The 23,480-nt window shown below is 48.6% G+C and carries 15 protein-coding genes and 1 pseudogene; 14 read left to right on the forward strand and 2 right to left on the reverse strand.

The genetic code is table 11. The features are described from left to right. Positions 1-298 precede the first annotated feature (298 nt). From ACRX4W_RS01615 to ACRX4W_RS01635, 5 genes and pseudogenes are all read left to right on the forward strand, one after another. On the forward strand, positions 299-1,357 hold the full coding sequence (locus ACRX4W_RS01615; RefSeq protein WP_432299051.1) for a hypothetical protein: 1,059 nt from the start codon (positions 299-301) through the stop codon (positions 1,355-1,357). 59 nt (positions 1,358-1,416) lie between these two features. After that, positions 1,417-3,648, forward strand: a complete 2,232-nt coding sequence (locus ACRX4W_RS01620; RefSeq protein WP_432298954.1) for an N-acetylmuramoyl-L-alanine amidase family protein — start codon at positions 1,417-1,419, stop codon at positions 3,646-3,648. A gap of 455 nt (positions 3,649-4,103) precedes the next feature. Further along, positions 4,104-4,667: pseudogene (locus ACRX4W_RS01625) on the forward strand (glycoside hydrolase family 25 protein); the annotation flags it as partial. Between the two features lie 27 nt (positions 4,668-4,694). Next, on the forward strand, positions 4,695-5,648 hold the full coding sequence (locus ACRX4W_RS01630; RefSeq protein ID WP_227789888.1) for a PspC-like choline-binding domain-containing protein: 954 nt from the start codon (positions 4,695-4,697) through the stop codon (positions 5,646-5,648). Positions 5,649-5,747: 99 nt separating this feature from the next. Next, positions 5,748-7,892 carry a C39 family peptidase gene (locus tag ACRX4W_RS01635; RefSeq protein WP_432298955.1) on the forward strand — a complete coding sequence of 715 codons (2,145 nt, stop codon included), beginning with the start codon at positions 5,748-5,750 and terminating at the stop codon, positions 7,890-7,892. Between the two features lie 61 nt (positions 7,893-7,953). Here the strand turns inward: ACRX4W_RS01635 and ACRX4W_RS01640 are convergent, their stop codons facing one another. Continuing rightward, complete coding sequence (locus ACRX4W_RS01640; RefSeq protein WP_117655878.1) at positions 7,954-8,895, reverse strand: DMT family transporter; 942 nt, start codon at positions 8,893-8,895, stop codon at positions 7,954-7,956. A gap of 2 nt (positions 8,896-8,897) precedes the next feature. Continuing rightward, on the reverse strand, positions 8,898-10,670 hold the full coding sequence (locus ACRX4W_RS01645; RefSeq protein ID WP_432298956.1) for a phosphotransferase: 1,773 nt from the start codon (positions 10,668-10,670) through the stop codon (positions 8,898-8,900). A 165-nt stretch (positions 10,671-10,835) separates the two neighbouring features. Here ACRX4W_RS01645 and ACRX4W_RS01650 point away from each other — a divergent pair, with 165 nt between their 5' ends. From ACRX4W_RS01650 to ACRX4W_RS01690, 9 genes are all read left to right on the forward strand, one after another. Next, a complete protein-coding gene (locus tag ACRX4W_RS01650) occupies positions 10,836-12,995 on the forward strand; it encodes an NlpC/P60 family protein (protein ID WP_432298957.1) in 2,160 nt (719 codons plus the stop codon). A gap of 42 nt (positions 12,996-13,037) precedes the next feature. Further along, a complete protein-coding gene (locus ACRX4W_RS01655; RefSeq protein WP_271739584.1) occupies positions 13,038-15,107 on the forward strand; it encodes a L,D-transpeptidase family protein in 2,070 nt (689 codons plus the stop codon). Positions 15,108-15,480: 373 nt separating this feature from the next. Then, entirely contained in the window at positions 15,481-16,428 is a 948-nt protein-coding gene (locus tag ACRX4W_RS01660; protein ID WP_158564977.1) for a glycosyltransferase, read from the forward strand. Positions 16,429-16,472: 44 nt separating this feature from the next. Beyond that, positions 16,473-17,717 carry a lipopolysaccharide biosynthesis protein gene (locus ACRX4W_RS01665; protein ID WP_124786114.1) on the forward strand — a complete coding sequence of 415 codons (1,245 nt, stop codon included), beginning with the start codon at positions 16,473-16,475 and terminating at the stop codon, positions 17,715-17,717. 4 nt (positions 17,718-17,721) lie between these two features. Beyond that, positions 17,722-18,582, forward strand: a complete 861-nt coding sequence (locus ACRX4W_RS01670; protein WP_158564979.1) for a LicD family protein — start codon at positions 17,722-17,724, stop codon at positions 18,580-18,582. Positions 18,583-18,615: 33 nt separating this feature from the next. After that, positions 18,616-19,761 (forward strand): glycosyltransferase family 4 protein, encoded by a 1,146-nt coding sequence (locus tag ACRX4W_RS01675; RefSeq protein ID WP_117786524.1) that lies wholly within the window; start codon positions 18,616-18,618, stop codon positions 19,759-19,761. Between the two features lie 112 nt (positions 19,762-19,873). After that, positions 19,874-21,850, forward strand: a complete 1,977-nt coding sequence (locus ACRX4W_RS01680; RefSeq protein ID WP_158564980.1) for a DUF2142 domain-containing protein — start codon at positions 19,874-19,876, stop codon at positions 21,848-21,850. A 315-nt stretch (positions 21,851-22,165) separates the two neighbouring features. Continuing rightward, positions 22,166-22,912 carry a glycosyltransferase family 2 protein gene (locus ACRX4W_RS01685; RefSeq protein WP_271739581.1) on the forward strand — a complete coding sequence of 249 codons (747 nt, stop codon included), beginning with the start codon at positions 22,166-22,168 and terminating at the stop codon, positions 22,910-22,912. Next, the gene (locus ACRX4W_RS01690; RefSeq protein ID WP_432298958.1) at positions 22,912-23,265 is read left to right on the forward strand and encodes a DUF2304 domain-containing protein; all 354 of its coding nucleotides are present in this window, start codon (positions 22,912-22,914) and stop codon (positions 23,263-23,265) included. Before ACRX4W_RS01685 ends, ACRX4W_RS01690 begins: the two co-directional genes overlap by 1 nt. Positions 23,266-23,480 lie beyond the last annotated feature (215 nt).

Genomic DNA, 23,480 nt, shown 5'->3' on the forward strand with positions numbered 1-23,480 from the left:
TCTACACACTCCTTCCGCGTGCCGCCTGCTCAAACGATTTGCGCCGAAAAGGATATCCGGTTTGTGCCATAAGACGTTGCTGTCGACAATGCACGGGACGGCAAGGACGTGGCGGCTCTCATCAAATTGCAGTCACAAAGATACCTTTTATCGATTCCCTGTTGAAAAACTAAATTGATAGTCTGAGAATAACTTAAGAGAGCCTTAAATCTCGGAGAAAGGATGTCGTATGAATAACCTTCGAGAAAGATGGCGAGGACTAACAGCGCTGGGAGTTGCTGTATTTGCCGCCGCCTGCATGACGGTTGTCCCGGCGCCCTCATTTGCTGATATTGATTCTCTCGTTGGTCTTCAATATATTGATCATAGCGAGTCTCGCAATTTGACAGGTTTCTCTGTTTCTCGTCCTGCTGGAACGTATTATTTCGACAACGATGGCTCGATGCAGACCGAACTCGTTCGGTGCGAGGACGGCAACCTTCGCTATTTCGATCCCGAGACTGGCGTCATGGTCACGAACCAGTGGTATAACGATTACGAAGCCGTTTGGTACTATTTTGGCGCTGACGGGACCGCGGTGTCGAACTGGCAGCTTATCGGCGGGGATTGGTACTACTTCTATCCCGAAAACCACGATATGGCATACGGCCGAGTTCAGATTGATGGCAAAAACTACTTCCTGAACACCCCTGGCGCCAATGCTGATGGCCGCATGCAGCATAGTGGCTGGATTTATGACTCCATCTATGGAAAGTGGCTCTATGCGACTTCCAGCGGCGAGCTGTTGACCGGTTGGCATAATATCGGTGGAACTTGGTACTATTTCAATGAGTACGGTGTCATGCTAACTGGCTGGATCAACGATTCGGGCACCTGGTACTACGCCAACGCCTCCGGCGCGATGGCCACTGGCTGGCTCAACATCGGCGGTGCGTGGTTCTATCTCGACGGCTCGGGCGCCATGGTCGCTAACGGCTGGCGCAGCCTGGGTGGCTCTTGGTACTGGTTCGACGATTCCGGTGCGATGGCCACCGGCTGGCGTCAGGTCGGCGGCGCCTGGTACTACTTTAGCGGTTCCGGCGCTATGGCCCACGACGCCTGGGTCGGCGACTACTACCTCCAGTCTTCCGGCGCCATGGCTACGAATGCCTGGGTTGGCTCCTACTATGTCGGCGAGGACGGCAAGTGGATTCCGGACTACGGTTTAGTTTGGTATAAGAGCGGTAGCGATGTTTACCATACGCATAAGTGTCGTACCGTTGGCAAGGACGCAAAGGGCTATTCGCAGATCTCTATCCAGGAGGCCCGGAGGCGCGGTGCTTTACGAGAGTGCAAGAACTGCCAACAAATTGGCTAACGCATTATTGAGCTAGTTTTGATTGAGGCCCCGTTGCCCTGAGGTGACGGGGTCGCTGCGTGATTGGATACCGTGCTGCTATGAAGAAATGCTCATTCGGGGTGTTGGTCTTTTCGGGCCTTGTTTCTTTGGGACTCCTTTTGGGTTCGCCCTCGATGTTATACGCCCTTGATTCGAATAACACTGACGAAGGTCCCGCATCTAACGTTGCTATTGCTTCTGTCGAGTCAGGCGTTGATGCTCAGCGCGAATCGACCTTCGCTGTCGAGCAGAACTCTCAGGTTGATAATGAGACCCCTTCTGAGGTTTCGAATCAAATTGTTTGGCATCAGGGGTGGATATCACCCGAAGAAGGGGCTGGTTATTGGCGTTGGGGCTTGTCCGACGGAACAATCGCTGTTTCTTCTTGGAGACACATAAACGGTAGCTGGTACTGGTTCGACGACGAAGGTCGAATGGCTCAGGATGGATTGGTTCAAGTCGGGGGTGCAACTTATGGATTCTCCTCTTCGGGTGCAATGCGTGTCGGCTGGTACCTAGATTCTACAGGCCCCACTTCTGCTTGGCGTTATTTCTCCGGTTCTGGCGCCATGGTAAAAGGCTGGCTTTCAGACGGCAGCAACTGGTATTGGCTGGATGATGAGGGCAAGATGGTCCACGATACAATGCTGCAGATCGGGGAAGCCACGTATGGATTCTCCTCTTCTGGCGCAATGCTTATCGGATGGCACCTTGATGCTTCCGTCTGGCATTATTTCTCCGGCTCTGGTGCCATGGTGAAAGGCTGGCTCTCGGATGGGGGTCGTTGGTACTGGCTTGATCCTGCAGACGGTTCTATGGCCACCGGGTTGAAAGAATGTAATGGCACTTCTTATAGCTTTAACAGCTCAGGGGCCATGCTCTCCTCCCAGTGGGCTCTTATTGACAACAACTGGTATTACGCTGACTCCAACGGCTTACTGCATGGAGGCTGGTTACTTCTAGGGAATTCTTGGTATTACCTGGATCCAGGAAGCCATATTATGCTCACGGGCTTTATGCAAGTGGAGTTGTCCACCTATTTCCTTACGAGTTCAGGCGCCATGGCAACAGGCTGGGCACTTGTTGATGGTACTTGGTATTACGCCGCATCAAATGGAGCTATTCAACGAGGACGATGGATAAAGTTCGGAAGCGCCTGGTATTACCTTGATGATGTATCCGGCGCAATGTGTACTGGTGAATTCGCGGTAGGAAACACGCGCTATTTTTCTTATGATTCCGGTGCGATGGCATCTTCGTGCTGGATTAACTTGAGCGACGGTATGGCATGGGCGAAATCGTCTGGAGCACTGAGCGAGCCGTTGCCTACTTCATCTGATGGATCTCCCGTAGTCGCTGATCGTGCTGACTCGTCTTCATTGCCAGGTGTGATTCATATTGGAGACGCGGTTTTCTATGCGGATGCAAACGGTGCCGTCAATGTAGCATCTGGTTGGATTATGTCGAAAGACGCTTCTGACGAAAGCGGCAATACTTGGTATTACGCATCTTCCAATGGTGTCCTTAAGTCTGGTTGGCAATATGTTAACGGTGCGTGGTATTGGATGGATCCTTCCACCTACAAGATGAAGACCGGATGGCTCAATGACCGCGGCACGTGGTACTGGCTTCAGCCTTCGGGCGCTATGTTTGCTAACGGGTGGCTGAAAATCGATGGCGTCGACTACTACTTCAATGCAAGTGGTGCATGGTTGAATACGTCTGGTTCTGTTTTGGGGGTTAATAGGTCCAGCCTGGTCAATTGGCTTATGAGCCACGAAAACGATGGCTATTACCGTGGAACACCCTACGATACGCATCTTAGCCAAGAAACATGCATGTATCCAAAGGGTGATCCTCGTTGGGATGGGTATACCGGTATGAACTGCGGCGGATTTGTATCGCATGCGTATATGAAAGCGGGCGGTAATTTAGCTCCCATTGCCGCCGAGCAGAGCCATTCCCCTTGGAGTGGAGGTCCCGGAAGGGGCGGCTGCGTTAACGCTTATCGTTGGTACGGCTACGCTATCGATACGTGCGCGAACGTGACTTATTTCAACTCTATTGATGAGTTGTTGCGCAGTGGCTTGGCTCGTAAGGGGGACATTGTGTTCTTCAATCCTTACAACCCATATGCCGACGATAGCCACATTGGCTTTTTCTGGGGCAATTCGCCGAGCGAAAATTTGTTCTGGCATAGTGATGGTTATGGAAACCGCATCTCCGGTTTGACCGCTTTGGGTCCATCGAAAGTAATATTGATTCGTTAGAATTCTGAGTTGTAGGGGACTCTCTGGATCCCCTACCTTTTTGACATCTAGTTTGAAAGTTTATTTGAAGTCGGTATTCTTGGGGGGGGTAAGAGTAGGGACTAGGAGTCCTTGGTTTCACCCTGCTGGGAAGTTCTTGTTTACATTGTGGTATTGCGTGCAGTTATTTGTCGTCCTAGATGGCATCTTGTCCAGTTGGATGTTCGGAAATCTTTCACAGCCATGCTGTAAGCTAAACGCAAACAAGAACGAATGACGAGGTTTACATGAGCAAACATCTTAAGTTATTTTCGGCATTGTTGGTGCTGATGGTCCTTGCGCCCATTTCTGTGTTTGTTTTCCCCTCGAACGCGGAAGCTGCGCGGTCCCTAGTTGAGAATTCCTGGCGTTATGAGGATGGGCAATTGGTCGCAGAGGATGCTTCTTCCGAAGAAGATGGAATAGCCTTATTGTCCATGGACATTCTTCCCGATGGGGCTACGGCGCAGGGCATCGATGTCAGTGAGCATCAAGGACGTATTGACTGGAATGCTGTTAAGGCTTCTGGTATCGATTTCGCTATTCTGCGTGTTGGATTTGGCGCTCCATCTTGGGGCGGTCGAGTTGACTATCAATTTAATCGAAATATTTCTGAGTGCGAGCGACTCGGAATTCCCTACGGCGTCTATATCTATTCATATGCTTTTGATAATCAGCAGGCAGCCGATGAGGCATCAATGGTGATCAATTGCCTTTCTGGACATAATCCAAGATTGCCGGTGTATTACGATCTTGAGGATAACTCGATAATTGCAAATGGACGTCAAACCGGAATTGCATCGAGGGCGCAGGTTTTTTGTAATAGGATTTCTGCCGCAGGATATGAGCCTGGTATTTATGCAAATTTAAATTGGTTTAACAACATTTTGACTGACTCTGTATTTAAGAGTAGCTCTTGGGATCATTGGATTGCTCAATATAACTCGCAATGTGACTATACCGGCAATTACAGTTTTTGGCAGTATAAGAGCAACGGAAAAGTCCTTGGAATCAACGGCAACGTTGATATGAACTACGCGTATGTTGATGTCTCCCTTTATCATTGGCAACTAATTGACAGCACCTGGTATTATGCAGCCTCCAACGGCAAGGCGTATGCCGGATGGTTGTTCCAGAGCGGCACGTGGTACTGGCTCGAGCCCGACGCGGGCGGTGCCATGGCAACCGGCCTTCACGAGTGCAACGGCTCCCTGTACTGGTTTAATTCGTCCGGCGCCATGGCGACCGGGTGGGTCCTCGACGGCGGGACCTGGTACTACGCGACTGGCTCCGGCGTGCTGGCGCGCGGCCCCGTATCCGTCGGCGGCGTGCCCTACTGCTTCGACGCCCGGACGGGGGCCATGCTGACGGGCTACCAGACGGACGCGCAGGGCGTCCGCCGCTACTTCGGCAGCTGCGGCCCCCTTAACGGCTGGGGCCTCGTCGACGGCTCCTGGTACTGGTTCGCGAACGGCATCGCCTCGACCGGCTGGCTTTACACCGGCGGCTCCTGGTACTGGCTCGACCCCGACGCGGGCGGCGCCATGGTGACGGGCCTTCACGCATGCAACGGCTCCGCATACTGGTTCAACTCCTCCGGCGCCATGGCGACCGGGTGGGTCCTCGACGGCGGGACCTGGTACTACGCGACTGGCTCCGGCGCCCTCGCCTCCGGCTGGCTCAACCTAAACGGTACGTGGTACTGGCTCGATCCCTCGACGCACGTCATGGCCACCGGGCTCCATGGGTGCAACGGCTCCATGTACTGGTTCAACGGCTCCGGCTCGATGGCGACCGGATGGGTCCTCGACGGCGGAACCTGGTACTACGCGACGGGCTCCGGCGCGCTGGCCTCCGGCTGGGCATATGTCGGCGGCGCCTGGTACTGGCTCGATCCCTCGACGCACGCTATGGTTACTGGTGTTCAGCAGATCGACGGGGCACAATACTCTTTTGCTAGTAATGGTGCTTGGCTCGGCTAGCAACTCTTCTTTAATTGCTTTTTTCTAATTACATATTGCTCTTAGCTATCCATTTGTAGACTATGTTTATGTAAAAATTGGTTACTACTGGGGGCTGACATGGCAAGGAAAAAGCGAATAACATTAATCCTAATCATTCTTTCAACTCTACTGCTCGCTGGGCCCGGTGTGGTTGATATCGCGAACGCAGAATCCATAAGCTCCTTCATCCCTACTGATTTTGAGCAGCAATCCGTCTCCTCGACTCTTAATTCTTCCGATTCAATCAATGATGGGTCTGCTCAAGAATCCGTTAAATGGAATCAGGGTTGGAATTCGTTTGACGGTAACTGGTTCTATGTGGATTCAGTTAATCCAGTCTCGCTGCATTCTGGCTGGCTCTATACCAATGGGGCCTGGTACTGGCTCGACCCCGACGCGGGCGGCGCCATGGTGACGGGCCTTCACGCATGCAACGGCTCCGCATACTGGTTCAACTCCTCCGGCGCCATGGCGACCGGGTGGGTCCTCGACGGCGGGACCTGGTACTACGCGACTGGCTCCGGCGCCCTCGCCTCCGGCTGGCTCAACCTAAACGGTACGTGGTACTGGCTCGATCCCTCGACGCACGTCATGGCCACCGGGCTCCATGGGTGCAACGGCTCCATGTACTGGTTCAACGGCTCCGGCTCGATGGCGACCGGATGGGTCCTCGACGGCGGTACCTGGTACTACGCGACGGGATCCGGCGCGCTGGCGCGCGGCCCCGTATCCGTCGGCGGCGTGCCCTACTGCTTCGACGCCCGGACGGGGGCCATGCTGACGGGCTACCAGACCGATGCGCAGGGCGTCCGCCGCTACTTCGGCAGCTGCGGCCCCCTTAACGGATGGGGCCTCGTCGACGGCTCCTGGTACTGGTTCGCGAACGGCATCGCCTCGACCGGCTGGCTTTACACCGGCGGCTCCTGGTACTGGCTCGACCCCGACGCGGGCGGCGCCATGGTGACGGGCCTTCACGTGTGCAACGACTCAGCGTACTGGTTCAGCGCCTCCGGCGCGATGGCGACCGGATGGGTGCTCGACGGCGGGACCTGGTACTACGCGACGGGCTCCGGTGCCCTCGCCTCCGGATGGCTCAGCCTAAGCGGTGCATGGTACTGGCTCGACCCCTCGACGCATGCCATGACCACGGGCGTTCAAACTATCGGATCATGTGAATACATATTTAATAGTACCGGCAAGATGATGGCTAATTGCTGGTCAAACGGTGATGGGTCTTGGATGTATCATTCGTCATCCAGCGGCGCAATTGACCTTAAAGGCATAATGACCGATTCGGGAATCCAGCTGATTGACGATGACGGTAATGCCAGAACGGGCTGGATTGAGAGTCAGGGTTCTCGATATTATTGTTCTGCTAATGGGGTAATTCTGACTGGATGGCAGCAAATTGCTGGGTCTTGGTATTACTTTAACTCGGATGGTCGAATGGCGACCGGCTGGCTTAACGATGGCGGTAACTGGTACTGGCTAGATTCCGCTTCTGGCATAATGAAAACGGGATGGCTTTCCCGTGGGGACACATGGTATTACCTTGATGCCGCACGTGGGGGAGTAATGTTGAGCAACGGTTGGTATTGGATCGGCTCTACTGACTACAAGTTCAGTTCATCCGGCGCAATGGTTGGCGCTTGGGTCGATGTCCCGTGCTATTCGCAGTACCCGGAACTTCCTACTGGCTGTGAGTCGGTTGCCCTTACAAACTTGCTTAACTACTATGGTTTCGGTTTAGGTAAGACGATTATTGCGGATTACTATTTGCCCAAGGGAAGTAATGGCAATTTTGTTACCGCTTTTGATGGCAATCCAAGGCGTAGCAGCGGGGGTCTCATGGGATGCGTCGCACCTGCGATTACTATTGCTGGTAATAACTTTCTGCGTGCTGCTGGAAGTGGCAAGCAGGCAAAAGACGTCTCTTTCTCGTCAATTTCTTCCATTAAGAACAGGCTGACCTGTGGTCAACCTGTTGAGATGTGGAATACCGAATGGGGAAGTTGGCCAGGAGGCCGTTATGCTGCGCGTTGGTATAACGGGCATTCCTATGGTCTGTGGGGCGGTAATCATGCCGTAGTCCTTAAAGGCTATGATGACGAGCAGGGAATTGTCTATCTTTCGGATTCGATTAACGGCAATGTTGCGCGAAATGCCCAAGTGTTCTTCGGCACGTGGCAACAGATGGATAGCCAGGCCGTGGTAATTGAATAGCCATGATGCTAAAAGGGGAGAGCTCGACGAGCTCTCCCCTTTTGCTACATTGTTAATCTAGCTACGCCGTCTTCTTACGTCCAAATAGTTCGTCCCAGTTACTGGCTGCCAAAACTGTTCCGCATACAATTACAACGCAGCAGATTACGGATGCCATGTCGGGAATTGTTCCAAGCAAGATCAGGCCAAAGACCACTGACCATGCCGAATAGGAGATATTCAGAGCCATCGCACGCGCTGCTCCGATTGCCGCAATGCCCTTGTAATAGAACAGATAGGATGCAGTTCCTGCGAGTCCGGCGAGTGCAATAATCAATGTGGGCATGCTTGGGATAGCGCCCAACGTGAAATGCCATGCTCCGAAGAGGGGGAGTACGAGCGCTCCATAAACAAGCGCACTTGTAGTTTCGCGGATTTGCAAAGCTGTTTCGTCATCAACGGCATCATCTTTCATTCCCCATGCGCACAGCACCGCTTCGGATCCCCATCCAATAACGGCAAGCACTGCGCCGAGTAAGCCGAGGGGGGCATTTGCAATCTCGCTCGATCCGGCCGATAGATAGCCCATCGTCATTACACCGCAAAGAGCAACGAGAAGGGAAAGAATCTGGCCTTTGCCCATTTTCTCCTTCAGCAGTACGAAGGAAAGGAATGCTCCGACTGCGGGATAGAAGGCGGAGATGATTGCCGTGTAGGCAGCTCCGATGTTATTAATTGCCAATACGTAGCCGGTCATTCCGATAGGTCCACCGAGTAGGGCGCCGGCGATGACGACCTTGCCCGAACGAGTTTTAAGTGCAGCGAGCGTGTCTTTTAGTCTGCCTCGGACTCCCATGTAGCCAAAGAGCCAAATTGCACAGAAGGCATCATGGAGAAAGGATCCCGCAATGGAGGCGCATGCAAGCGCTTCCGCCGATCCAATATAGGGCGCAAGCGCCAAGCCGATTCCAAGAATTACTGTATCAAGGCCCCAAAGAAGACCGCTAAAAAAGCCGAATTGCATCGTTACTCACCTTTCCGATAGATCTCCAGTGCCTTTTTGAGGTATTTGGCACCGTAATTGAAGTAGATATAGAGCCATTCGCCCACGAAGTCGCCTTCGGCTTCTTTCAGAAGAGACCAGAGGTACCAGCACCATCCTGCAAGGGCAATGTGCGCATAGTTATGCGCAATTTCGTTGTTTGTTGCCTTGCGCCCAAAATATGCATCAAGCGCGCGGTCGACTTCATCTTCGGAAAGCTCGCAGCAGACACTGCATGTTCCAAAATCGTTTGCGTAATCGCTCATGCCAGCATATTCCCAGTCAATGAGATAGTACTTGTCGTTCTCATCGATAAGGAAATTGAGGTAAAAGAAGTCATTGTGGCAAAGGCATTTTGGTGCATTATCGGCCTGTACAAAGTGCTCCAATTCATCGATTTCGGCGGACATTTCCCTGTAGCCTGGAATGTCGATGGGACCTTTTTCCAGAAGAAGTGATTCGTAGCGCTTCGCTTCGAGGTAGAAGTCAAATTCGGTTTCAACATTTGCACCACTCTCGTGAAGCGAACGACACATCTGCATCATTCGATTCATTTGGGCAGGATCATGCGGGTCAGGCTGCTTTGCGTTGGGTACAAACTTCGAAATTTTCCAACCACGCTTTGGGTCCTCATGAATGAACGTGTCGTCAAGGCCGAGCTCCTTGGCCTTTTTAAGTGCGGCTACTTCTCCATTTCTGTTAATAAGCAGTTCGGTCCCGACTCCCGGATGGCGGTAAACGTACTCTCCGTCATTGGTTCTAAAGTGGCACGATAGATTCGTAAGACCTTGTTTAAGGGGATAAACGTCGTGAATCTCTGTTTTGGAGCAGCCGAGCACTTGCTCGATGTTATCGAAAATATCGGAGTCAACGTTTTCGATAAAATGCGGATCAAAGGCACGCAGCTCATCAAGAGAATCGAATTCGTTGATCTCGCCCTCAGGATACTTCTTGATAACCATATCGAGCTCCTTGATGTGCTCGATATATAGATCTTCCCAAAGCTTGTCCGTTGTTTCGGGCTTGTTATATTCCGTTTCGAGAATCTGCTTAAATGCAAGCGAGAAGGCTTTATCAAAGTAGACATGTCCGAGCATATACCAAGCATCGGAACCGCCAATCGTAACATTGGTAATTCTGTCCATTGCTCCGGTTTGAATGCACCATTCTTTGGTGGCGCCTTCAGCATATTGAGCAGAATAAAATGCTTTCCAAACGTATGCTTCGAACGGATTGTTTAGAAGGTAATCATCGCTTGAGCAAATATAGGTGTTGCCAAGCCGCTCTTTTACGCACATAAGCGATGCGTGGTTATTTTTGGATGCATATTCGTTGTTGACGACAATCGAGACGCCGAACTTGCTTTCGAGATAGAAGAAATATTCTTTTTTATAGCCGACAACGACGGTGATATTGCTGATACCTGCGTCTTGCAGCTGCCTAATCTGTCGCTCAATGAGGATCTCACCACGTACTTTTAAAAGGCCTTTGGGCTTTTCATACGAAATGGGAGCAAAGCGGCTCGAAAGCCCCGCAGCCAATATCACTGCGTTTTCAACCTTATAGGGATGAAGCGCTTCGTAACCGCCGTCGGTTAGGCTGTCCGATTCGAGAAGCCCCTCATTCGTGAGCTCTTTATTCGCTGCGTTTACTGATCCAAGTGAAAGGCCGGTGCGCTCGGCAACTTCTCGCTGGCTGGCATATGGGTTCTTTAGGTATTCGTACAGAACTGTAAAGTTACGCTTGGTCAGTTCCACTGCAGGCCTCCAATTAAGATGTTCATTGCTTAGGAAAAGAATAGAATGATTGAACGATATGTTCAATCAATTGTATTTAGCTACATAGACTGAACAGAAAGTAGCGAAAATCAATCTCGAAAGGTGGATTAAAATAACTAAATAGGATATCTGGGAGGGTCGCTTATGTATCGATTCGAAAAGAAGGCCACGCTTGTTTGTGCTGCTGCGTCATTAATCACTGCTTGCTGCTTGCCCCTGAGTGCGAATGTCGCGTTTGCACAGGATTCCGTTGAGGCTCAGAGTATTGAGTCAAAAGCGGATTTTTTCTGTGGTTTGCAACCTGATAATTCTTCCGTCATAAAAGATGGCTGGCAACGAGACGAGTCGTCTGGAGTTTGGTATTACGGAAAAAACGGTAAACACCAAACTGGCTGGCTGCAAAGCGGGGGCTATTGGTATTGGCTTGATCCGGCCAATGATGGTGCAATGCAGACAGGTTATTTCAATGTGACCGATGCTGGCGGATCGACTGCTTCGTTTTATGCGAATGACGGCAATGCCGCAACGCCTTTTGGCGCGCTATATCAGAACTGCTGGCTACGTAACTCAGATGGAAATTGGTTTTATGCCAATGCTGGAGGCGATTTAGCTGCTGATTGGTTTTATCAAGACGGCACATGGTATTACCTGGATCCTGCCACCCATATAATGCAGGTTGGTTTTGTCGACCTCGGGAGCGGGAAATACTATTTAGATGCCACTGGTGCTATGAAAACCGGCTGGATTCTCGTTGACGGGAATTGGTACTGGGCATATCCATCGGGCGCACTTGCTTCGTCATGGCAGACGATAGGTGGGACTCGCTATTATTTTGACTCTCAGACGCTGGCTATGTTCAAAGGTCGTCACGAGATCGATGGAAGTACCTACATTTTTGGCGACTATGGCCTCGTAAATGGATGGTTCAAAGATGGAGTAGATTGGTATTACTGCTCTAATGGTATTGCGGTCACTGGCTGGCAACTCGTTAACGGAACCTGGTATTATCTCGATCCGGCTTCCGACGGCAAAATGTCTGTTGGGTATTTAGACCTTGGCAATGCAGCATATTATTTGAATTCGAATGGGACTATGGCTATTGGTTGGGCTCAGTCCGAGGACGGCTGGTATTTTGCCTCTGAATCTGGCGCGCTTATTTCTGGCTGGTATAAAGAGGGCGTGAGTTGGTATTACCTGGACCCTGCTAGCCATCTCATGAAAACGGGCTTATTTGAGGTGGGCGGCAACGATTGTTTCGCAAACCTGAGCGGTAGACTTGTGGTGTCAAGCTGGATTACCGTTAAAGACGGCGTAGAAAGATATGCCGATGGCAATGGATATCTTTGCAAAGATGTGATCCGCGAAAACGGTACTATCCTAAAAACAGCTGGAGCTGATGGCTGGCAGGTTGCGTCCGGTTGGGTTAATGTTGCAAATCAAAGGTTTTATGCTGAGCCCGGAACGGGCGTCATTCATCGTGGATGGCTGCAGATTGATGGCGATTGGTATTGGCTTGATGCCGATTCTGGTGCGATGAAAACTGGATGGGTTTTTACTGACGGTGCATGGTATTACCTAAACGCCGACGGAAAAATGGCAACTGGTTGGAAATGCCTCAATGGAACATGGTATTACCTTGACTCCAACGGCAGCATGCATGTTAGCTGGCTTAAAGATTCGGGTAAGTGGTATTGGCTAGACGGCAGCGGTGCTATGGCAACAGGCGCAAGAACCATCGATGGCGTGCGTCGAATTTTCTGGAGCGATGGCCAGTGCGACAAGGTTGGCTGGCAAAATCCTCCGCAGTATCCCCAGGTCAGCTCTTGGACTGTTCAGTTGCCTAGCTACTGCACTGGCTACTTTACCTATGTGACTCCTTCTCGCATTTCTGTCGAAGCGACGCGGGAAGATTGCGTGAATGCCTTTATTCAGCGTGCTTACGAATATATCGGTACGCAATATATTGAGCCTTGGTCTACCGCTCCCGGCGGGGCTGTTGATTGCTCTGGTTTTGTCTTGCAATGTCTTTATGCTACTGGCATGGATATGGGTGTTTACAACCCTTATAACCATCGCTGGGATCCAAGCCAAACCTACAATTCGATGAATTGGTATCGAAGCAACATCTTTATGCCCGTGAGCACCAGCTCGATTCAGCGTGGCGATGTGATTTATTATCGCGGGCATATCGCAATCGCACTTGGCGGCGGTATGATGATTGACTCCTGGCCTCATCAGGGTGTCGGTATTCATCCCGTCAGCGCTAGGGGAAATGTGATCGGCGCAGCCCGTCCGTTTATCTAATTGATTCCTTGTAAGACAGTCGGTACCGGTTGGGGGCCTGAAATGAATGCTCGGATTGATCATCGAATTTGCTGGCGAGCAATCGGCTTGGTGCTACTATCCGCCTCGCTCTCGGTTTTCGCCCCCGCGTTTTCTTGCACTGCTTATGCCGTGGAAGAGGGGGCGGATAACGATATCGTAGAGCGCGACTCGACGGAAGGGTCGGGTGCTTTTGTCGGCGGCGGTCTCGCTCAAGATTCCAACGATTATGCTGGCAAAACAGCGGAAGATTCGAATCCACAGGTTGTCGAAAGCCAAGACTCGTCGACGACGGAAAAACTATCTGGATGGCAATGGGACGGTTTGTCCTGGTATTACTATCTTGACGACTGCCGTTTGACCGGAATGCAGAATGTTGACGGCTCGTTGTTTTATTTGGACCCCGCTCGTGACGGCGCGATGAGTTGCGGCTGGATTTTTACTGACAATAAGTGGTATTACGCGAGTCCATCAGGCGCTTTGGCAAATGGTTGGCAGCTTATCGGAGGCCAATGGTACTGGTTTGACTCCCTTGACGGCTGTTCCATGGTTACTGGGCGACGTGTTATCGATGGGCATCCTTATCTTCTTGGAACCTATGGACTGATTAATGGATGGTGTCTTGATAACGGTTTATGGTATTGGGGTAGCAATGGTGAAGTCTTAACCGGTTGGCTTCAAACTGGCAATAACTGGTATTGGCTTGATCCCGCCAATGATGGTGCTATGTCTAGGGGAATCGTTTCCGTTGGCTCATCACGTTATTATTTATCGGATTCCGGTGCAATGGCTGTTGGTTGGGCGTTTGATGGTACGGACTGGTATTACGCAGACGGTTCCGGCGCACTTGCGTCGGGCTGGCGTTCGGTGAACGGCGCTTGGTATTGGCTCGATATCGCAAATGACAATAGAATGGTTACCGGCTTTTTTTCCATCGGATCGAATCGGTATCATTTTTCTTCAACGGGAGCGCTGTCACTCGGCTGGTTTATGAGCGATGGAGACTGGTATTACGCTGAGCCATCTAATGCATCGGGTATTGTAAAGACGGGTTGGCTGAAGGACGGTAGCCAATACTATTATCTTGATCCTGCCGTCGACGGCAAAATGCTGCTCGGGCATTTTTCTGTAAATGGGAAAAGCTATTATGCAAAAGGCTCAGGCGCTGTTGCTTGTCGTGAATGGGTAGATGTCCAGGACTCGGTTCAGGATGGTCCGTCTAAGGCTTTTGCTGGTTCTGACTGCTCGTTGTGCGGAACATTGCGCAATGGGAAGTTATTTACTTCAAACGGCGATGGCGAATTGGTCGAAGCGCGCGGTTTCGTGACGCTTGGTGGCTGCATTTTCTATGCTGATCCGACTAATGGCTCCTTGAGCGTCGGCTGGCAGAACGTTAACGGAAAATGGTACTTCTTTGATGAGACCGCTGGCTATGCACGATCTGGCTGGCTGAGCAAGGATGGCTCCTGGTCCTATTTAGATCCATCTACTTACGTTATGAAAACCGGTTGGGTTGCCGTTAACGGATATTGGTATTACTTGAATTCGTCTGGTTATATGCAGACGGGATGGCTCAATTTGGGCGGCACCTGGTATTGGCTTGATGCTAGTGGGGCTATGGCTACTGGCTGGCGCGTTGTGGACGGATCCTGGAATTACTTCATGGCTAACGGCGCGTGGGTGTCAGACTATATGGACGCTAAAGCTCAAAGTTATTCAAGCAATACAAATTGGCTGATACTTGTCGATACGTCGCGTTGTATCACGAGCATCTACACTGGGTCATGGAATAATTGGTCCTTAAACCGTCGATATGTATGTTCGACGGGAAAAGCCAGTACGCCAACTGTGATAGGGGAGTACCAAGTCTACGGAAAGGGATACTCCTTTGGGCATGGATATACTTGCTATTACTACACACAGTTCTACGGTGATTATCTATTCCATTCTTCGCCCTACTACGTCAACAGTAACCGGGTGATGGATCCCACGATGGGCGTTCCATCCTCTGCAGGATGTGTGCGCCTTGAGATCCAGAACGCAAAATGGATTTACGATAACATACCTTATGGAACAAAGGTTGTTTCCTATTGATATTGGACAAGTGTCTTTAAAGGTGGGAGAAAGACACTGATTCTTAAGGGACTCTTTTCCAATTGAGGTGCTTTGATTTGGCAAGCGGTTTCATGAGAAGGCAGTCATAAACTGTATGCACTTCCGGTGCGCAGGATTTTAATTCTCTACGAGCTTCCTTTTCAGATTATTTTGAAAAGCCAACCATCTCGCTCCCTCTAGGGGGGCGAGATGTCGGTGTTGGTGTTAAAAATTACGGGAGCACCATTCAATTTGCCGCCATGTATTATCTAAAGGCCGAGCCTTCTCCTGTCTTTTTTGAGCGTAATAAACAACACCTTAAATCTCTAATGATTGCTTTGCTAATCTTGAAAACATGACTTTGGGAGGATTTTTGGAAATAGAAAAGGGAAATGGTACAGGCGTATGCGTACTTCTTTCAGCATATAAACCTGATCTTAAGTTTTTCGCCGCTCAACTTGATTCGATTGATGAACAAACGTTTCCGGTTACGCTTTTGGTCAGAAATGACTGCCCCGAATCGGCCTCTTTAGAGGGGTTTATCCAAGAGCATATAAAGAAAAACGCCTATCGTTATTATCATGGCGATAAAAATCTCGGTTATGTCAAATCGTTCGAGGCACTACTCTCTTTGGCAGAAGGGGATTACGTAGTATTTTGCGATCAAGATGATATTTGGGAGCCTAACAGAGTTCAAGTTTCGCTCAACCATATGCTAGAAGAAGGCTCAATTCTTGATGTTTGCGATAGATCGGTAATCGACGAAAACGGAAACATGCTGGTAGAGAGCTACAGAAAAGCTCATCCAAATTCGCCTGAAGTAAATTGGTGCTCCGGAGAGGATATTACTATTCAGGCTGCAAGTGTATGCTACGGCATTGGTATGGCTCTCATGCTAGATGCGAGTGCTGCTAAGTCGATGATTCCCTTTCCGGAATCCACTGCACATGATTTGTGGTTGACATTGGGCTGCAGCGAACTGGGGAAGTGCAGTTTTACAACGACTCCCTTGGTTAAGTATCGTCGACATGGCGGGAATGAAACTGGATTCCTTGCGGGTGTTGCTTCAAAAGATGATTGGTATTTAACAAGAGTTAAAAACAGGGTTGATACAGCTAAGCAATTTGCCGAAAGATTTCCTGATTCACCGCACCTAAAGGAAATAATGGGGTTCGCCGATGCAAGAGAGCGACGCTCCATAATTGGCTTGCTTAAATATCGACGAGCTTGCCCGTCCATTGCTAAAGCTGAAATCGTTATGCGACTTGTACCGAATTGGCTGTTTCTTTTGATTTTAAACATGATTAAAGAAGCAAAATAGCTTCGTATCCGAATCGCGACTTGTTCAGAAGGGCGCTTATATTTGTGGAAGCCACAGAGAAGACTCTTTCGATTAAACACAATATGTTCTGGAATACCGTTGGCTCGTTGACGAATTTAGGCTGTCAATGGCTAATCACTATATTGGTCGTTCGACTGTCTGATGGATATAGTGCTGCTGGAATTTATTCCCTTGCTATGTCTATTTTCAACATGTTTTCTCAATTGGCCCAATACAGGATGTACACGGTACAAATTGCAGATGTTGAAAGGAAAAACTCTGCTGGTGAATACCTGACTTTTCGTTTCTTTACTACGTTTATGGCGTTTGCAATGTTGGCCGTCTATTCCATTGCGACGTGTCGTATTGATACGGTGCCTGCTGTTCTTTTGTATGCTCTCTATAAAACCGCCGGCTTAGTTATTGATGTCATGCATGCCAATGATCAGGTTGGCCATAGGATGGACTATATTGGGAAATCCCTCATAATGCAGGGCATTGGTTCTCTCCTTTCGTTCATTGTTGTCTTTGGGCTGTTAAATAGCCTCGAAGGTGCATTGTTGCTAATGACGGTAGTGACTATAGGTATCGGTGTTATTTACGATTATCCGAGATCAAATCGAATCTCTGCAATCAAACTTGGAATTACCCAAGCGAAGGTCAGAGCTTTCCTATGTGGCTGTTTGCCCATCGTTCTGGGCGGCATTGCTGCTTCTGCGGCGCCGAATATTCCAAGGCAGTATTTATCTTATACATTCGGAGATTCTGCTCTAGGCATTTATGCATCAGTTGCTGCTCCCGTGGCAATTATCCAAATGGGTGCGACGTATATCTATAATCCTTTATTAGGTTATTTAGTAGAGCGTTACTATTCTAGGGAAAAGTCCTTTTTTACGCTTATAGGTAAAATACTTGCCGGTATTTTATTTGTCGGCGTCATATCAGCAGTTGCGCTTTTCTTTTTCGGCAAATTATTGCTGTCTTTGTTTTATGGCGCTGGAATAGCCAAACATTCTGATCTCCTTCAGCCTATGTTGGCTTGTGCCTTTTTGACTGGCATTGCTTGGTTTGTCAACGATTTGCTGGTTTCTCTTGATAACTACCGAGGGGTATTTGTTGGCAGCATATTGTCCTTAATCAGTGCTGTTGCTGTCATGGCTCCCGCGCAAGTGTTGTTTGGCTTAAATGGCCCTACTGTAACGGCGCTTATATCCAATGCTATTTGCCTTATTTATCAGTCTTTTGTTTTGGGGAAACAGACGCAAGAATGGTTTGGGGAAAAGAGATAGGCCGATGATGTCTAAAGCTCACGCGCTATTAAAGCTTCAAAACACTGAATTGGATATCCTTCAGGTTGTCGCTGCATTCTGCTCTAAGCACGGCATCAGGTGGTGGCTTGATGGCGGAACATGTTTAGGAGCAATGCGTCATAGGGGGTTTATCCCTTGGGATGATGATATAGATATCGGAATGATGCGTTCAGACTATGACCGCTTTTGCTCTTTAGCCGAGGATGGTTTACCGGAAGGATATTCGCTCCATACATCGCGGAATACTATTGGCTATGCTGCGATGTTTGCTAAGGTGTATCGCGATGAAACTCGCTTCGAGAATCAGGAGGCTCGAGAGGCTTCCAGTTCGATGGGTATTTTTGTCGACATCTTTCCATATGACCAGCTCTATACAGATAAACGCCTTCGTGCAAAACAAGTCCGAACTGCATCAATTGCACAGAAAAGAGCTTATTTATATCACTCTTCTTCCATTGTTGTCCCTCATAAAGGGTTCCTTGGACAACTCGAGCAAATTGGTTGTTCTGCTATACACGTAGTGGAACGACTGGTTTCTCGAGGCGCATGCTCTTACCAGGATTTGTTCGACTCCTGTATTGCCGACTCAAATACGGGTGAGGTCTCTGATTATTGTCTGACGTTAAGCTGGCCGAATATGGCGCCAGTGCCTATTTCAGAGATTTTCCCTCTGAGCAGTGCGGTTTTCGAAGGCAGTGAATTCCCCGTTCCTCGTATGACGGATAAATATCTTACAACGATGTATGGCGAATGGAAGAAAATTCCGGAGCCGGAAAATCGACATACCCATCTTCCTCTTCTGCTTGACTTTGGGGATGGTGAAGTCTGGACTGCGCAGAATTAAGGATATGAAATCTTTACCAGATGAGGTTATGTAATGAGTTCTTCTATTTGTATTTTCACCCATCATTATCACCCGCAACTTAGTGGAATTGGCAATTTTGTCGATGGTCTCGCTCATGCCCTAGCTGCCCGCGGCGACAGGGTGGTTATCGTTACTAATGATTCAATGCGCGTAGGAGTCGGTCATTCAGTCGAAAACGGTCTCGAGATAATTCGGCTTCCATGTATTTCATTGCTTGATGGAAGGCTTCCTCTTCCCAAAAAAACCGGCGATTATTACCGGCTCCTGCAAAGCCTTGATGATTATGAGTGGGACGGCGTACTTATCAACACGAGGCTTTTCCCCCTCTCACTCGAAGGGCTGAAGTTTGCTGTGGATCATAACACTAGGGCCGTCGTTCTCGACCATGGTTCAGCGTATCTTTCTTTCAATCAGCCATTCCTTGATTATTTTGTGCGCCGATATGAGGATTGGATTACTGATCGCGTAAAGACGTTTGAACCTGATTTCTATGGGATTTCTTCTAAAAGCGTTGAATGGCTTCAGCATTTTAATATCGGTGCAAAGGGCGTAATATCGAACTCAATCAATGCTTCAATTTATAGGAGCATCTCTTCGGGTAGAGATTTCCGATCAGAATTAGGTGTCCCTCAATCATCTTTAGTTGTGGCTTTTGTTGGGCGGTTTATTCCTGAAAAGGGAATTTATTCAATTATTGAGGCAGCTCGCGCAAAGGATATTACCAAGCGTGATATTTGTTTTGTTCTTGCAGGGGATGGTCCGCTGGCCAATGAAGTCAAGGAAGCCTGTTCGTCGAACTTGTTTTGGCTTGGGAGATGTAGCGCAGAGGACATTTCCTCCTTACTTCAGCAAGCAGATGTGCTTTGTCTTCCAACTCGGTCCGAAGGCTTTTCGACGGTACTTCTTGAGGCTTCAGCTTGCGGAACGCCTGCTGTGGTAACAGATGTGGGAGGCGCGCACGAGCTTATTCCAGATGATAGCTACGGCACGATAATTCAGTCCATGTCATCTGATGAGGTGGTTTCGGCATTATGCAGGCTTTTTGATGATCGAAAGCTGCTTTCTCTACAGTCTCGAAACTCTAGGGCCCTTGTTGAAAATCGATATAGCTGGGACGCCACTGCTATAGATGTCGAGAAGGCGTTTTGTATTTGCTAAGTGATACTTGGCTGGCTTTTACTTAGCTTTTGAGTGAAGTTGGATCTAAGACCCGAATTTGTTATTGTCGACTTATCCTATTCGATTTTGTCTTTAGTTGGAGATGCACGTTTTGAATAATCCTGCAATTAAGAAAAGCGAGTACGCGCTTGCCATCTTTGGGCTGGGACTTCTTTTGTTAGCTGTCGCGACATCATTGCACTATAAGAATTTAAATCTATTCATTCTTGAACTCTTTTGCGATGTCGTTGCTGTTGCGTGCTTATATTTGCAACCGAAATCACAGTCGAGCGGTGATGCTATTCGTCAGATAACCGTTCTCGTCGCGTCCAGTATCCTCAGCAGCTTTCTGCTAGTTTTCATCATATTGGCTGGCGCGAAGACGTTTGGCCCCTTCGGTCTTGGTGCATGGAATATCTCAGGTCTGGTTATATGCTTTCATTTAGTTTTAGCGTTCCAGGGAATTGAGCTTTGCTATGGCCTGATGAAGAGCTTCGTAACCTCGGTTAAGAAAACTGATGCTAAGAAGTGTTTCTTTTATTTGGCGGTTTTTGTTGGCTTTGCTGTTTTAATCGCTTTTATTGGCATTCCGCTCGATAAGTCAAAGACGGTGTTGTTCGCGTCTGCTTTGCCCATTACGGTTTTGATCGGATTGATTGCTATTAATGGGGGCATTTCTTATCTGAAGCCCGAACTGTTCGCTTTCGCATGCATTGTCTCAATTGGTCTATCCGTAATTATTTGCTTTCCCGTTACAAATTTTTTGACATGGGATGATGAGGTCCACTATGGAAATGCAAACAGTTTTTCCTACCTCACAAATGCTGAAATAACAAATTCTGACCGAATGATAGTCGAGCAGTTTTATATGGGGGACGGCTTTAGTTTGGATGCAGCTTTGGGTAAGTACCCAATAGATGAAACAAGAGAGTTTAACCGTGGCTCTGTTGAGCAATTGGTCAGAGAGGCTGATAAAAATGATTTAGCTGAAGGTATCGAACGTTTTAATTGTTTTGATAGTGTGGCTCTTTCTAAAATTGCCTATATTCCTTCATCTATCGGCCTTTGTTTGGGTCGCTTGCTTCATCTCCCATTCTCTATCAAATTTGCATTGGGTAAAATTTTTAATTTGTTTGCGTATGCAGTTATCTGCGGAATCGCAATTCGTATAGCCCCTTGCAGAAAATGTCTTTTCACTTGTATTGCGTTGTTCCCGTCTGCTGTGTTAATGGCAGCCAGTTACTCGTATGATCCCTGTGTGATATCGTTCAGTTTGCTAGGAACAGCTCTTTTGTTGAAGATGCTTATTTCTGAAGAGGATATTTCTGCTAAAACGTTCTTCGCATTTCTACTATCTTTTGCAATCGGGTTTGCAGCTAAAGCGATTTATTTTCCCTTATTTGGACTTGCGCTTTTAATTCCTGCAAATAAATATGTTTCAAGCAAGCAAAGACGTATCTTGATTGGTACTGCTCTATTCGTTTGTGCCATTATGATCCTATCTTTCTTGACGCCATATTTCTCATCTGTCGTAAATAATATTTCTGATGCACGTGGTGGCTCCGAAGTCTCTACGGCTGGTCAAACGACGGGAGTGCTTGCAAATCCAGTTGGAACTATAGCTGTAATCTCGAATTTCGTTTTTGGATCGATGCTGACCCCGGCGTTTCTCAATTCAATATCAACGAATATGGCTTATCTTGGGGACGTGTCTAATCTGTTCCCATGGCTTTCGTATCTCCCCATCATGCTGTTTGAAGCTATTTGCATTATTGATAATGAAAAAGATACTAAAATAAAGCTTAGCCGTTGCGGAATTGTTTGGACTTTATTCCTGGTTCTTGCTACTTGCCACCTAGTTGCTTTGGCTCTATACATCGCTTTTACAGGAGTTGGAAGCCAGACAGTTGCGGGTGTCCAAGCGCGATATCTCATACCTTTGATAATACCTTTTGCCTGTCTATTGCTCAGGTTCCCTATTTACTGCGATGAGGAGGTGAAGGCTAAAGTTACAGCCTTTATGCTCGGGGCTCCATTTGCGCTGCTGTATTTTGTGATGTTCGAGCTTCTGTATATCCGTTTTTTCTAAATTAGCGATATAGGTCATGGTTATAGTAGGAGTGGGCAATTAGTTGGATTCGATTGGATCGAATGGGACGGCGTTGAGGGTTCGCTCAGGACATGCGCCCCGTATTTGAGGCAGAACTGCAAGGGGTCCTTTTCCTGCGGTGATGGATGGGGACTCCATGTGTGCCCTAGTTGAGCAAGCTAAATATCTAAGCTTGAGATGTAACTTCCTAATGGTTAGACAGGATACAGTAAACTTAAGTCTGAGTTAAGCTATGCGTTGGACTGTAAGAGTCGCAAATTCTTTGGGCGTCGCTAAGAGCCAACTGTTTTTGGAATGGATGAATCTCGATTGTCTTTTACTTCAACGACATGTTCAAAAGGACATCTGCGTGTTCTCGTAATAATTCCTGCCTATAACGAACAGGAGTGCATTCTCAATACCGTTGCAGCTATAAAAGCTGCGGGTTATGACTATGTCGTAATCAACGACGGCTCACAAGATACAACGCTTGAGCTTTGTCGAGAGCATGGTATCAACATATTGGATTTGCCGCAGAACCTTGGTATCGGTGGAGCGGTCCAAGCGGGCCATAAATATGCCCAGAGATTTGGCTATGATATCGACATTCAGGTTGACGGCGATGGCCAACATGATCCTTCTTATATTCCTGAGCTTGTAAAGCTGATTGAGAGCGGTGCGAGTTTGGCGATAGGCTCTCGATTTCTGGTTGAGACTGATGGTTTTCAATCAACTTTTATGCGTCGTGTTGGAATCAGGTGGCTTTCATTTTTGCTCGAGTTGCTTACGGGTAAGGTGGTCACCGATCCCACTTCTGGCTTTAGGGCCTGCAATAAAGATGCTATCGACCTGTTCTGCAAGAGTTATCCTGATGACTACCCGGAGCCAGAGTCGATTGCTTTGGCTATGAAGCTTGGTCTTCCCGTTATGGAAGCGCCTGTAAAGATGAATGAGCGCCAAGGTGGACGTTCATCTATCGGGGGCTTCTCTTCCGTCTACTATATGGTCAAGGTTACGTTAGCCATTATCCTTGTGTGCTGGGTTCATAGGGGAGACAAATAATGAATCTTATTTTGAGGATTGGTGCGGCCCTCTTTTTCGGCGGATTCCTCGTCTATGTTTTACGTCTCGTGTCCAACGGAAAGATGCTTCTTAAGTACTCTTTGCTGTGGATTTTGATGTGTATGGCGGCCTTGATCTGTGATTTATGTCCTCAGATTATTTATAGTTGCTCAACAGCTATTGGGTTTGTCAACCCGGCCAATTTCCTTTTTTTGGTTGCAATCGTGCTGTTGCTTGCAATCTCTCTGTCTCTTAGCGTTGCCGCGAGTCGTCATGTTTTGGCGATCAAAAACCTTACTCATAGGATTGCCCTGCTCGAAAAAGAGCTTGAGAAAAGGTCTGATCATGAATGAGCTCAATACATGGTTTGATTCAGTTCCTTCGGCTATCCCTCATTAGGGCTCCTAAGTTTGTGCACCATTGATCGCGCTCGACTGCTGGTTGTGGATTGTCTAACAAATAGACAATCCCTATGTTGAGTGTCTTATCGTTTTATCTGGTGCAACGTATCAAGCGAGTTGTCTTGCATATTAATTAATTTGGGAACTGCATCTCTGGGTCGACTGCA

The organism is Collinsella aerofaciens (assembly GCF_964283865.1).
Taxonomy (GTDB): domain Bacteria; phylum Actinomycetota; class Coriobacteriia; order Coriobacteriales; family Coriobacteriaceae; genus Collinsella.

Bases quoted from the DNA above. Each gene is read 5' to 3' on its own strand.
- ACRX4W_RS01615 (WP_432299051.1), top strand. From the start codon at position 299: ATGACGGTTGTCCCGGCGCCCTCATTTGCTGATATTGATTCTCTCGTT.
- ACRX4W_RS01675 (WP_117786524.1), top strand. From the start codon at position 18,616: ATGAGTTCTTCTATTTGTATTTTCACCCATCATTATCACCCGCAACTT.
- ACRX4W_RS01650 (WP_432298957.1), top strand. From the start codon at position 10,836: ATGTATCGATTCGAAAAGAAGGCCACGCTTGTTTGTGCTGCTGCGTCA.
- ACRX4W_RS01640 (WP_117655878.1), bottom strand. From the start codon at position 8,895: ATGCAATTCGGCTTTTTTAGCGGTCTTCTTTGGGGCCTTGATACAGTA.
- ACRX4W_RS01670 (WP_158564979.1), top strand. From the start codon at position 17,722: ATGATGTCTAAAGCTCACGCGCTATTAAAGCTTCAAAACACTGAATTG.
- ACRX4W_RS01635 (WP_432298955.1), top strand. From the start codon at position 5,748: ATGGCAAGGAAAAAGCGAATAACATTAATCCTAATCATTCTTTCAACT.
- ACRX4W_RS01690 (WP_432298958.1), top strand. From the start codon at position 22,912: ATGAATCTTATTTTGAGGATTGGTGCGGCCCTCTTTTTCGGCGGATTC.
- ACRX4W_RS01685 (WP_271739581.1), top strand. From the start codon at position 22,166: ATGGATGAATCTCGATTGTCTTTTACTTCAACGACATGTTCAAAAGGA.
- ACRX4W_RS01630 (WP_227789888.1), top strand. From the start codon at position 4,695: ATGAACTACGCGTATGTTGATGTCTCCCTTTATCATTGGCAACTAATT.
- ACRX4W_RS01655 (WP_271739584.1), top strand. From the start codon at position 13,038: ATGAATGCTCGGATTGATCATCGAATTTGCTGGCGAGCAATCGGCTTG.